This window comes from Aeromonas sp. FDAARGOS 1406 (assembly GCF_019048565.1).
GTDB lineage: Bacteria > Pseudomonadota > Gammaproteobacteria > Enterobacterales > Aeromonadaceae > Aeromonas > Aeromonas caviae.
Genome location: NZ_CP077378.1, coordinates 269,190 through 280,816, shown reverse-complemented (window position 1 = coordinate 280,816; position 11,627 = coordinate 269,190). Strand labels below are relative to the sequence as shown.

9 protein-coding genes and 6 tRNA genes are annotated in these 11,627 nt (G+C 61.8%); 4 read left to right on the top strand and 11 right to left on the bottom strand.

Features of this window, described 5'->3' with window-relative positions:
• Positions 1-12 precede the first annotated feature (12 nt).
• From I6L36_RS01315 to I6L36_RS01300, 4 genes are all read left to right on the top strand, one after another.
• A complete protein-coding gene (locus I6L36_RS01315; RefSeq protein ID WP_234888580.1) occupies positions 13-747 on the top strand; it encodes an ElyC/SanA/YdcF family protein in 735 nt (244 codons plus the stop codon).
• A gap of 135 nt (positions 748-882) precedes the next feature.
• Complete coding sequence (gene tpiA, locus I6L36_RS01310; RefSeq protein WP_029314576.1) at positions 883-1,638, top strand: triose-phosphate isomerase; 756 nt, start codon at positions 883-885, stop codon at positions 1,636-1,638.
• A 143-nt stretch (positions 1,639-1,781) separates the two neighbouring features.
• Complete coding sequence (gene pfkA, locus I6L36_RS01305; RefSeq protein ID WP_010674852.1) at positions 1,782-2,753, top strand: 6-phosphofructokinase; 972 nt, start codon at positions 1,782-1,784, stop codon at positions 2,751-2,753.
• A 1,306-nt stretch (positions 2,754-4,059) separates the two neighbouring features.
• A complete protein-coding gene (locus I6L36_RS01300; RefSeq protein WP_114523022.1) occupies positions 4,060-5,316 on the top strand; it encodes an amidohydrolase in 1,257 nt (418 codons plus the stop codon).
• Positions 5,317-5,387: 71 nt separating this feature from the next.
• Here I6L36_RS01300 and yjjG read toward each other — a convergent pair whose 3' ends face one another.
• The 11 genes from yjjG to I6L36_RS22115 all read right to left on the bottom strand — a co-directional run bounded on the left by yjjG (position 5,388) and on the right by I6L36_RS22115 (position 11,567).
• A complete protein-coding gene (gene yjjG / locus I6L36_RS01295) occupies positions 5,388-6,068 on the bottom strand; it encodes a pyrimidine 5'-nucleotidase (protein WP_010674855.1) in 681 nt (226 codons plus the stop codon).
• A 33-nt stretch (positions 6,069-6,101) separates the two neighbouring features.
• A complete protein-coding gene (locus I6L36_RS01290) occupies positions 6,102-7,586 on the bottom strand; it encodes a leucyl aminopeptidase family protein (RefSeq protein ID WP_160837398.1) in 1,485 nt (494 codons plus the stop codon).
• Positions 7,587-7,730: 144 nt separating this feature from the next.
• Positions 7,731-7,807: transfer RNA gene (locus I6L36_RS01285), tRNA-Met, on the bottom strand.
• A gap of 96 nt (positions 7,808-7,903) precedes the next feature.
• Positions 7,904-7,980 (bottom strand) — tRNA-Met (locus I6L36_RS01280).
• Between the two features lie 96 nt (positions 7,981-8,076).
• Positions 8,077-8,153 (bottom strand) — tRNA-Met (locus I6L36_RS01275).
• Between the two features lie 96 nt (positions 8,154-8,249).
• Positions 8,250-8,326 (bottom strand) — tRNA-Met (locus tag I6L36_RS01270).
• Between the two features lie 96 nt (positions 8,327-8,422).
• Positions 8,423-8,499 (bottom strand) — tRNA-Met (locus I6L36_RS01265).
• 96 nt (positions 8,500-8,595) lie between these two features.
• A tRNA-Met gene (locus I6L36_RS01260) sits at positions 8,596-8,672 on the bottom strand.
• Positions 8,673-8,907: 235 nt separating this feature from the next.
• Complete coding sequence (locus I6L36_RS01255) at positions 8,908-9,627, bottom strand: hypothetical protein (protein WP_010674858.1); 720 nt, start codon at positions 9,625-9,627, stop codon at positions 8,908-8,910.
• A 106-nt stretch (positions 9,628-9,733) separates the two neighbouring features.
• Positions 9,734-11,368 carry an ATP-dependent endonuclease gene (locus I6L36_RS01250; protein ID WP_010674859.1) on the bottom strand — a complete coding sequence of 545 codons (1,635 nt, stop codon included), beginning with the start codon at positions 11,366-11,368 and terminating at the stop codon, positions 9,734-9,736.
• 76 nt (positions 11,369-11,444) lie between these two features.
• Positions 11,445-11,567 carry a hypothetical protein gene (locus I6L36_RS22115; protein ID WP_256094327.1) on the bottom strand — a complete coding sequence of 41 codons (123 nt, stop codon included), beginning with the start codon at positions 11,565-11,567 and terminating at the stop codon, positions 11,445-11,447.
• Positions 11,568-11,627 lie beyond the last annotated feature (60 nt).

Sequence of the window (11,627 nt, the reverse complement as noted above, 5' to 3'; positions counted from 1 at the left end):
GGCCATCTGTTGATGCCGCTCCCCTTCTCTCTCTCCTTGTTGGTGCTGGCGCTCGTGCTGCTCTGGTTCACCCGCTTTCAAAAAAGCGGCAGGCTGCTGGCGACCCTCTCCTTGGTGATCATCGCCCTGATGGGGACGCGGCCGGTGAGCTACGAGCTGGCCCGCAGCCTGGAGCAGACCTATCCCCCCTTCGAGGTGAGCCAGCATCCTGACATCCAGGCCATCGTCGTGCTGGGCAACGGTCATGTGAGCGATCCGGCCATCCCAGAGCGCGCCTGGCAAAACAACATCTCCCTGGCGCGCACCCTGGAAGGGGTTCGCCTGGCTCTGGCCTATCCAGAGGCCGAGCTGGTTTTCTCCGGCGCAGTGGCCGGGGATCCCCTGTCGAACGCCGAGGTCAACGCCCGCATGGCGGCCAGCCTTGGCATCCCGCGTGCGCGCATGACGTTGTTTGAAAACAACAAAGACACCCATGACGAGGTGGTCAGCATCGCCGCCCACCTCAACGGCAAGCGGGTGGCGCTGGTGAGTTCGGCCACCCACCTGCCCCGGGCCATGGCTCTCTATCGCAGTCAGGGACTCGATGCGGTGCCGGCTCCCACCGATTACACCGCCAAGCAGAGTCAGGAGCTGCAACCCCTCTACAGCTACCTCCCCAAGGGGCGTTATCTGATGTATTCCGAGGCTGCCATTCACGAGTGGATTGGGGTATGGTGGGCCCGTTTGCGTGGGCAGGTCACCGAGTGAGCAATCGCGCCTTGCATTCCTGATTTGGATCAGGAAAGCGAAAAAAAATTACGTCATTTGCCGCCGGGTCAGCTATCTTGGGCTCGGTTCAATTCATATAATGTTGCGCAATCAAATGCCTAGGAGATATAGAAGATGAGACAGCACCTGGTAATGGGTAACTGGAAACTGAACGGCACCAAGGCTTCTGTAGAAGCCCTGATCAAAGGACTGACCCCGGCCGCTGCCGCTCATCCTTCCGTGCAAGTGGCCGTCTGCCCGCCGGTTATCTTTTTGGGTCTGGTTGAACAGCTGACCGCCGGCAGCAAGATCGCCTACGGTGCCCAGAACGCCGACGTTCACGAGTCCGGCGCCTTCACCGGCGAAAACGCCCCCTCCATGCTCAAAGCCTTCGGCTGCACCTACTCCCTGGTCGGTCACAGCGAGCGTCGTACCCTGCACGCAGAGACCGACGATGTGGTGGCTGCCAAGTACGAAGCCATCCAAAAGGGCGGCCTGATCCCCGTGCTGTGCATCGGTGAAACCCTGGCCCAGTTCGAAGCCGGTACCACCAACCAAGTGGTCGAGACCCAGCTCAAGGCCGTGATCGATCGCTGCGGCATCGCCTCCTTCGAGAACGCCGTCATCGCTTACGAGCCGGTATGGGCCATCGGCACTGGCAAGACCGCCACCCCGGAGATCGCACAATCCGTGCATGCTCACATCCGTCAATACCTGGCCGGTTTTGATGCAGCCGTGGCTGCCAAGGTACAGATCCTGTACGGCGGCTCCGTGACTGGCGCCACCGCTGCCGACCTGTTCGGCCAGCCGGACATCGACGGTGGCCTGGTGGGTGGCGCGTCCCTGAAAGTGGACGACTTCTCCCAGATCATCGCTGGCGCCGCCAAGTAAGCGCCAAGCAAAGAGGGGCCCCGCCCCTCTTTGCATATCGCTTTCCTATGGACCCTCTCGCCATAGGAAAGCCGATATAGTAAAAGCGGCCAGCCGTATTATTCAGAATCTTGATTTTCGACAACTCAGATCCAGAGGCACTCATGACCAAACAAATCAAACGTATTGGTGTTTTGACCAGTGGTGGTGACGCACCGGGTATGAACGCAGCCATCCGCGCCGTGGTGCGCGCCGGTCTGCATCATGGCCTGGAAGTTTACGGCATCTATGATGGCTACCTCGGTCTGCACCAGGACCGTATCGTCAAGCTCGAGCGTCACAGCGTCTCAGACGTCGTGAACCGTGGCGGTACATTCCTCGGCTCCGCCCGTTTCCCCGCCTTCAAGGATCCGAAAGTCCGTGCCGAAGCGGTCGAAAACCTGAAGAAACACGGCATCGACGCCCTGGTGGTCATCGGCGGTGACGGCTCCTACATGGGTGCCAAGAAGCTGACCGAAGAGGGCTTCCCCTGCATCGGCCTGCCGGGCACCATCGACAACGACATCGCCGGTACCGACTTCACCATCGGCTTTGACACCGCCCTGAACGTGGTCGTGGACGCCATCGACCGCCTGCGCGACACCTGCAGCTCCCACCACCGCATCTCCGTGGTCGAGATCATGGGCCGCCACTGCGGCGATCTGGCCATGTCTGCCGCCGTTGCCGGTGGTGCCGAATACGTGATCGTGCCGGAAGTGGCCTTCGACAAGGAGAAGCTGCTGCAACAGATCAAGGAAGGGGAAGCCAAGGGCAAGAAGCACGCCATCATCACCATCTGCGAGCACGTCACCGACGTCAACGCCCTGGCGAAAGACATCGAGGCCATGACCGGCCGCGAAACCCGCGCCACCATCCTGGGTCACATCCAGCGTGGCGGTTCTCCTACTGCCCGTGACCGTATCATGTCCAGCCGCATGGGTGCCTTCGCCGTCGAGCAACTGCTGGCAGGCCAGGGTGGCCGCTGCGTCGGCATTCAGGGCAACGAGATGGTGCACCACGACATCATCGACTGCATCGAGAACCTGAAGCGCCCGTTCAACCAGGAGCTGTACGATCTCTCCACCACCCTGTTCTAAGGGCTGTGGTCTGACAAAAAACCCTCCTCTGGAGGGTTTTTTTATGCGGGCTCCTCACCCCCTACTCCCCCTGCGGGGGCCCGACTATCCACTGGCCACTATCGCCATGTCTTACCCCTAGCCCGGCGGCCCTGAGCCTCTGACCCCACGACCTTCTCCTTTACTTCTTTCCCCCGCTTTTCTGCTTGCTCACCTTGTTCGCGACGGGTCTGGATAAAGGCCTCGGTGCCGCAGTGCCACGGCCCTGCGCCAGGCCTCCCCCGTCCTTCATCCCATCACACTGGCACCATATAGCAACCCGGGTGGCCGACGATATCGCCCGCTTCCCCTGCGCGCGGGCCCAGTGGCTCGTCCCCCCAAGAAAACAGCGAAAAACGGGGCTTCCGGCCACCCAAGGCCCCATGAAGATCGAACCCCTATTTTCCCGCCTTCCCCCTTTCCTTCCATGCTCCTTTGACGGCCGTTTTGTCGTTTTTCCGTACTCTTTTTGCTCCCATCCTGTTTGGGATGAGCAGAAAATTGAGCCTTCATCGGATAACCCTGGCTGGCAACAGCCTTGCAGACTGGGATTGGGACACGCGTCGTGAGAAAACATGACATGGGATGACAAAACCTGGCTATCGGCCACCAACTTCCCTATGACGACATCAATTGGCACATCCCGCAGGCCATTTTGATGCCGAAAAATGGAGATCACCACAAAGACCCCAATCGGAACCACAAAGAAAAGAGTCACAAGAACAACGTAACTCAATGTATTTAAAGACTTTACATGCATCCACTTTCACTGGCATCACCATAAAACCCTTCTCAGGACAAAAAACGCCCTTAAACTTGGGAAAATGCGGCCATATTTCACCACTAAACCATTTTTGCCCCATAATTACATTTTTCGTTGTTTTATCGTTCTGTTGTGGTATCTTGGTTGCATCATGAGCCAACCAAGGGAGATAAAATCATGAAAGAGTTCGTAGTTACCGCCGTTTTCACCGTGTTTTTCACTCTGGTTGCCGTCTCCATGCCGTCGCTGGCACAGCTCTAAGTCGGTCAATCAGCCATCTGCCACCTCTGCACCAGAGGGGTGGTTCAAAAAACAGACTGCAATATGGGTTTTTGACGTGCTCTGGCAAAGGATGATGCCAAGCCATCATTGAGTGCGATCTGCGCATACAAAACGACCTCGTCGACATCCATGCCATCTTTCAAGGGGAGCCCGGGTTCCCCTTGTCGCATCTCCCCCTGCGGGATTTACTCTTGCCCCCCTGCCCGTCACAATAGCCGCTGGATTTGCCACGCAGGAACCACCATGACTCAGGATGCCTTGCGCCACTGGCGCCGCGACCTTCATCGTCACCCCGAAGCCGCCTGGTGTGAATTTCGCACCACCACCCTCATCGCCCAACACCTCAGTGAACTCGGTTTCTCCATCATGCTGGGGGATCAACTGCTCGCCAGCACCCTCATCATGGGACGGGAAATAGACGTCGAGGCCCAGAAGGCCCGCGCCCTGCACCAGGGGGCGCATCCGGAGTGGCTGACGCGGATCGACGCACTCACCGGCGTGATGGGACTCTGGGAGAGCGGGCGCCCCGGCCCCACCCTGGCGTTTCGCTTCGATATCGATGCGGTGGAGGTCGAAGAGAGCCAGGAGGCGTCACACCTGCCCGGCCAGGGAGGCTGGCACTCCGCCAACCCGGGCTGGATGCACGCCTGTGCCCACGACGGTCACACCGCCATCGGGCTGGTGCTGGCCGAGCGGATCGCGGCCCTCGCCGATCGCCTCACTGGCCGCATCAAGCTCTTCTTCCAGCCGGCTGAAGAGGGCTGCCGAGGCGGCAAGGCGCTCGCGGCAGGGGGGCAGCTCGACGACGTGGACGCTCTGCTGGCACTGCACATCGGCATTCACGCGAGCAGCGGTGAGCTGGTGGTCAACCCCACCGAGTTTCTCTGTTCAACCAAATTCGACGTGGAGTTCATGGGGCAAGCCGCCCATGCGGGGCTCGAGCCCAACGCGGGCCACAATGCCCTGGCAGCGGCCTGCATGGCCACCACCGCCATGCTCGGCATTCCCCGCCATCGGGACGGCATGACCCGCATCAACGTGGGGCAGCTCAACGGCGGCAGTGGACGCAACGTCATCCCGGGCCATGCCCGCCTGATGGGGGAGACCCGTGGCGCGACGCCGGCCCTCAACGACTACATGTTCAATCAGGTGCAGCAGATTGTGGAGGGGGCGGCCCTGATGCAGGGCGCGACCTACCACATTCGCAAACAGGGGGAAGCGATCGGCATCGAGAACAGCCCAGCCCTCATCGAGGAAATCGTGCCTCTCGCACAGGGGAATTCCCTTGATACCATCCACACCCGCCGCTTCGGGGCCAGCGAGGATGCCGGTTTCCTCATCGAGCGGGTACAGCAGCACGGCGGCGAGGCCGCCTATCTCATCCTGGGAGCCAACCTCGCGGCCCCCCACCATCATCCGGAGTTCGACTTCGACGAAGCCGTGCTGGCCCCCGGAGTGGCCTTGCTGGAGGCCTGGCTGCTCGCCCGCCTCGGCCGCTAGCAGACGCCGGATGCAAACAAGGCAGCCCATGGGCTGCCTTGTTTTTTTACACCCTTGCGGGCATAGGGGACCTACTCTCCCAGCACGATCGCGCAGAGATGGGCGAAGTGGTGGATTTCGTGGGTCGCCTCGCACGGACCTGTCTCCCGTCCCGGGTTGTACCAGCAGGTGGCAAGCCCCTGGGCGGCGGCACCGGCGATGTCGGTCTTGGGATTGTCCCCCACCATCAACACCCGCGCCGGGCTCGGCTGACCCATCTGCGCCAGGGCATGCTGGAAGATGGCCGCCGCCGGCTTGGTCACCTGCACCTCGTCAGAGATAACGAGAGGCTCAAACCAGCTGTTCCAGCCCAGTTTGTCGAGGCGCCCGCGCTGGGGCAGGCTGAAGCCGTTGGTGATGATCCCCATTCTGACCTTGCTCTTCAGGGCCTGCAGGGTCTCCTCCACCCCCTCCAGCGGCACGCTCAGGGCGATGATCTGCTGCAGGAAGGTCTCGTTCATCGCCATGGGCGCCACGTTGACCTGCTCGGCAAAGAGCGAAAAACGGGTCTGCTGCAGGTGGGTGGCGTCAATCTCCCCTGAGTTGTACTGCTGCCAGAGCCGCTGGTTGAGGGCATGGTACTCCGCCATCTTGGGGGGAGTCGGCGCCACGCCGTAGATCTGCAGGGTCCGCTCCAGCGCCCTGGCGACCGGAAAATCGAGCAGGGTTTCGTCCAGATCGAACAGCACCCAGTCATAACTTGCTTGTTTCACGCTTGTCCTTATTGATTGTGCTTGGCCACGTTGTCATGCGTCGGGCGCACCCATCCCCAGAGGGCTGTCGAGCAGGGTCAGGGTCAGCCTGACACCAAAGCCGGTTACCTCGCTGCCCACCACGCCATTGCCCCCCTTGTTGCGAAAACCACTCAGGTCGAGGTGCAACCAGGGAAGCTCGGCGGGCACGAAGCGCGTGAGAAAACGGGCGGCATCGATGTGATCCGGGGAGGCGCCCGGCGCGCACTGTAACAGATCGGCCCACTCGCTATCGAGGTTGTCATCGTAATCCTCGTCCAGGGGGAAGGGCCAGACTCGCTCCCCGCTCTGCTGTCCCAGCGCTATCAGCGTGGTGAGCCACTCGGGGCGGTTGGTGAAGGCGCCGCTGTAACGGCTGCCGAGCGCCCGTTTGCAGGCGCCGGTCAGGGTGGCGTAGTCGATCAGCAAGTCGGGTTTGTCCCCGGCCGCCAGGGTCAGGGCATCCGCCAGCACCATGCGACCCTCGGCATCGGTGTCCACCACTTCGATGGTGGTGCCGTTCAGCGCAGTCACCACCTCACCGGGCCGGAAGGCCTGCGGGCCGATGTGGTTCTCAGCGATGGCGAGCCAGCAGTGCACCTCAATGGGGAGTTTCGCCCGGCTGATGGCCAGCAGTGTGCCAAGGGCCACCGCGCTGCCCCCCATGTCCAGGTGCATGCCATACATGCTGCCACCGACTTTCAGGTTGTAGCCACCGGAGTCGTGGCAGATCCCCTTGCCCACCAGCGCGACGCGGCGCACCGGGTTGGCCGGACAGTAACTGAGCCTGACGATGGCGGCCTGACCGTCCGCCGAACCACGGGCCACCGCCAGGAAGGCGCCAGCCCCCTTCTGTGCCAGGGTCGTCTCATCAAACTCCTGCCACTGCCACCCCTCCTGCTGCGCCAGCTCCCGGGCATAGGCCCGGTAATGACGGGCATTGAGCTCGGACGCTGGCAGCACCGCCAGGTGGCGAGCCAGACCATTGCCTTCGGTTTCTGCGCTCAGGCGGGCCATGTCCAGCTCGCAAGGGGGGGAAAGTTGCAACTGCTGATAACCCGGTCTTGTCGCCTCACTTCGTTTCTGGGTCGGCAGGGTCACATCGGCGGCGAGCAGGCAGGCGAGGACCACCCTTGCCAGTTGCGCGCGATGCTCATCGTCAAAGCCCTCCAGATGGAGCGCCAGGTGCGTCGCCTTGAGGCCCGCCAGCGAGCCCACCCAGCTGCGCACCTGCTTGTAGAGCCGATGATCCAGGACCGGGCGAGCATCCATGAAGATCACCCGTTGCAGCCCCTGACTGTCGTCAAGGGAATAGGGGGCCTTCTGACCCAGGGCTATCTGGGTTGCCACGGCGGCAAAGGGAGGCGTCGCCAGCAGGGTATCGCGCGCTGAGTCGGCAATGAGCAGGAGTTTGACGGCAGCCGACCCTGCCATTACTTCGGCGAGGGAGGTGTTCTGCATCGTGATTTGGGGAGAAGAATAGCTAAAAGGGGTCATCACAGGGTGCGGCCTCATCCATGAACAGAAAGCAGGATGATACCGAACAAATGGCGAGAGGGATCGGAAAAACACACATTATTGTGTGCAAGCAACAGATGCTGGAGGTAATCAGAGAGGTAATGCAGAAGAAAATCAGTCAGAAGTTGGTTGCGGGGGCCGGATTTGAACCGACGACCTTCGGGTTATGAGCCCGACGAGCTACCGAGCTGCTCCACCCCGCGTCCGAATTGTATTGCCACCACAAAAAGCAGAGCAGTTGCTTCTTGCTGTCTTCGTCTCCACCGCAGCGCCATACGCTTGCCATGGACACAAATAGTTGGTTGCGGGGGCCGGATTTGAACCGACGACCTTCGGGTTATGAGCCCGACGAGCTACCGAGCTGCTCCACCCCGCGTCCGAATTGTATTGCCACCACAAAAAGCAGAGCAGTTGCTTCTTGCTGTCTTCGTCTCCACCGCTGCGCTATGCGCTTGCCATGGATACAAATGGTTGGTTGCGGGGGCCGGATTTGAACCGACGACCTTCGGGTTATGAGCCCGACGAGCTACCGAGCTGCTCCACCCCGCGTCCGAATTGTATTGCCACCACAAAAAGCAGAGCAGTTGCTTCTTGCTGTCTTCGTCTCCACCGCTGCGCTATGCGCTTGCCATGGACACAAATGGTTGGTTGCGGGGGCCGGATTTGAACCGACGACCTTCGGGTTATGAGCCCGACGAGCTACCGAGCTGCTCCACCCCGCGTCCGAATTGTATTGCCACCACAAAAAGCAGAGCAGTTGCTTCTTGCTGTCTTCGTCTCCACCGCAGGCGCTAGCGCTTGCCATGAACACAAATGGTTGGTTGCGGGGGCCGGATTTGAACCGACGACCTTCGGGTTATGAGCCCGACGAGCTACCGAGCTGCTCCACCCCGCGTCCGAATTGTATTGCCACCACAAAAAGCAGAGCAGTTGCTTCTTGCTGTCTTCGACTCCACCGCAGCGCTATGCGCTTGCCATGGATACAAATAGTTGGTTGCGGGGGCCGGATTTGAACCGACGACCTTCGGGTTATGAGCCCGACGAGCTACCGAGCTGCTCCACCCCGCGTCCGAGGTCGCCCATAATAGGCGCCAACGCTGAGATTGCAAGTAAATATCCTAAAAAAAGTTTATTCGGGGATTAAACCGTCACATACTGCGCTCTTTTGCAACAAATCGCAGTTTTTTCAGGCAGCTAGCGATCTCTCGCCCCTCAGGCCCCTCCCCGCGCTCCCCCCGACTTGCCCCTCTTTGCCATAAAAAAAGCCCGCACAACAAGGTGCGGGCGGGAGGATGCGCCGGGATCAGGCCAGCTGGTGCAACACGCTGGTCGCCGCAATCTGGGCGATGATGAGGCCGCACAGGGTCACGGAGACCACCACGGGGGCCGTCTCCTGCTGACGGTAGATGGGGCTGAACCAGAGCAGCAGGGCTGCGACCAGCAGGCCGGCCTGGGTCACTACCCCGGGGATCAGCGGGTCGAGCCCTGCGCTGCTCCCCTGCCAACCCACCAGCACCGCCAGCCAGATAAGACTCAGGATGGCGGAGACCAGCCCCGCCAGGGGCAGCAGCAGATTGAAGGCTTGCAGGCGGTGGCGGGCACGTAGCAGCATCAGGTGGGCAAAGGCCGACCCCAGCAGCACCATCTGCAGCAGGCCGCCGAGCCAGCCCTGGATCTGCATCAGACCCAGCCCGTAGAGGGCGAGCGGCATGGCGGGCAACCATAGCAGGGTGGCGGGGATGGCGCGCTTGCCCTCCAGGCGAGACTGGACCAGGGAGAGCACGATACCGAGCACCAGGGCGGCCCCCCCGCTCCAGATGAGCCAGCCCGCAACCTTGGCCTCCACCGCCAGCATCAGGGAGAGCCCGGTGATCACCCAGACCGAGAAGAGCTGGGTAGTGATCCGCGAGCGCTGGCCCGGGCAGAGATCCCCGCGCCACAGGACGAGCCCCACAGCGATCAGGGCCCCCAGGGCCATCAGACCGGTCAGGGGAAAGAGCCAAAAAGGAAGTTGGACGAACATAGGGTCTCCGGCAGCAGTCCGGGTGCGGGTGCACCCATCACAGGGTAAGGAAGGACAAGAGGCAGGGAGTATATCCAAACTCCCTCCGTCTTCCCAACGTCGCCGGTCAGCTTTGTCCCCGGGCAAGGGCAACCACCCGGGCAAACATCTGCTTGAGCACAGGGGGAATGTGCTCGCTGCCGAGGCGCTCCGCCTCCTCCACCACCGCCAGGGCCATGCCTGGCTTGCTGCGATGGTGGATCGCCTTGGCGATGATGCGCCCGGCGTTGAGGGTGGAGCGCCCCCCGACCCCCGCCTCACGCCGGAACACCCCCTCGAACCCGTTCTGGTAGAGGTAGTGCTCTATGTCTGCCGCCGGCAACTGGGTCAGCCGATCCCGCTCGCGCTCCCCCTTGAGCAGGGAGCGGGCGGAGCTTGCATACTTGGCGCCCGCCTCGTCACCGTCGGTGAGCAGGTGCCACTCTATGCCAAAGTCCCGGGCCACCTTGATGAGGGGGGCCTGGCCGCACTGGGCGAACTCGATGATGCGCACCCCCTCCGCCCGCAGGCTGTAGCCGCAGATCTGGGCCAGCTCCGAGAGCAGCCAGATCTCGGTCTCCCCTTCCACCAGCAGCCAGCAGCGGGCAAACATCGACATGGGCCTGTTGATGCGCACATGGAAGGCAATCTTGCGCAGATCGTCGCTGCTGTAGCGCTCCCCTCCCAACTGATGGCAGAGGATGTCCTGCTGGCGGCGCACCAGACGGCGCACCTGATTGAGGGGCAAGGAGGAGAGCAGGTCCCCCGAGTTGGTGGTGAGCAGCTTCTGGCCGGGCAACTGCTCCAGCAGACCCCAGGCCAGGGCCAGCATGGTGGGATGCAGGCGACTCTCGGGGTCTTCCAGCATCAGTATGGGTCTGGCCCCCTCCTCCAGCTCCCGGTTGCCCCGGGCGTGGAGCAGCATGGCCGCCATGCCCGCCATGGCCAGTTGCAGCGCCCGGTTGTCCGCATTGCGCAGCAGCACCTGCAGGTTGCCGGGATTGCGCAGGGTCATGGGGCGATTGACGATATCCCGCTGGCTGCGAGGCTTGTGCTTGATGGGCGCCAGGGCGCTGAAGTAGTGCTCCATCAACTGCTGCACCGCCTGCAGCGCCTCCTTGAGTTCTGGCTCGCCGATGCGCTGGGGCTCATCGGTGAGCTTGCCGGCCAGCTCGTCCAGCCGCTGCTCGCACAGATCCCCCCAGGGCAGCCGCTCGATACCATCCCTGGCGGTACGGGCATCCCGCAGCCTGAACACCGGATTCATGGTGATGAGCAGACGCACCAGCGCCTCGTTGTTGTCGATGGTCAGGCTCTTGCCGATGCCGTCGAGAAAGTCGTGGGTGGTGAGCACGCTGCCATCGTCCTGCAACTCGGCACTGGCACGATAATGCACCCGGTGGAACTTGTCCTTGTGGGGGATCCAGGCCGCCCCGAGGCGGGCCAGACGGCGGGAGTGCTGGCACATCTGGGGACGATACTCGCTGAAGGTGAGCACCAGTTGCAGCGTGCGCGAGGGTTCGAGCTCGGGATCTTCGGGCCGGTGAAAATCATCCTGACCAAATTGATAGGGCTCGGCATCCCCCAGCAGGCACCAGAGGGCCCGCAGCAGGCTGGATTTGCCCCAGGCGTTTTCGCCGATGAGCACAGTGGTGTTGTCCAGCCCGAGGGAGAGGCGATTTATTCCGCGAAAACCTTTGACTTCAATGCGTTCCAGAAACATGCGGCCATATCCAGTCCATCCTGATGGCGCAATAGTGGCAAAGTTGCCGGAAAAATCCTATCGGGTTACGGCGTTTTCAGCGGGAACTGTGAGGAACGAGCGGTTCGGGCGGCGTCGGCTGGGTGGCGCGATAGAGGGGGGCATTCCAGTGGTTGAACCAGAGATGGCGAGTACGAGTCTGACGTTTGCGATGATTCAATGGGCATTCCTTTCAATGGACAAGAGACAGAGGGTACACCTCTTTTGCCCAGAGTCTCAG

Bases quoted from the DNA above. Each gene is read 5' to 3' on its own strand.
- I6L36_RS01250 (WP_010674859.1), bottom strand. From the start codon at position 11,368: ATGTTTCTGGAACGCATTGAAGTCAAAGGTTTTCGCGGAATAAATCGC.
- pfkA (WP_010674852.1), top strand. From the start codon at position 1,782: ATGACCAAACAAATCAAACGTATTGGTGTTTTGACCAGTGGTGGTGAC.
- I6L36_RS01255 (WP_010674858.1), bottom strand. From the start codon at position 9,627: ATGTTCGTCCAACTTCCTTTTTGGCTCTTTCCCCTGACCGGTCTGATG.
- tpiA (WP_029314576.1), top strand. From the start codon at position 883: ATGAGACAGCACCTGGTAATGGGTAACTGGAAACTGAACGGCACCAAG.
- I6L36_RS01300 (WP_114523022.1), top strand. From the start codon at position 4,060: ATGACTCAGGATGCCTTGCGCCACTGGCGCCGCGACCTTCATCGTCAC.
- I6L36_RS01315 (WP_234888580.1), top strand. From the start codon at position 13: ATGCCGCTCCCCTTCTCTCTCTCCTTGTTGGTGCTGGCGCTCGTGCTG.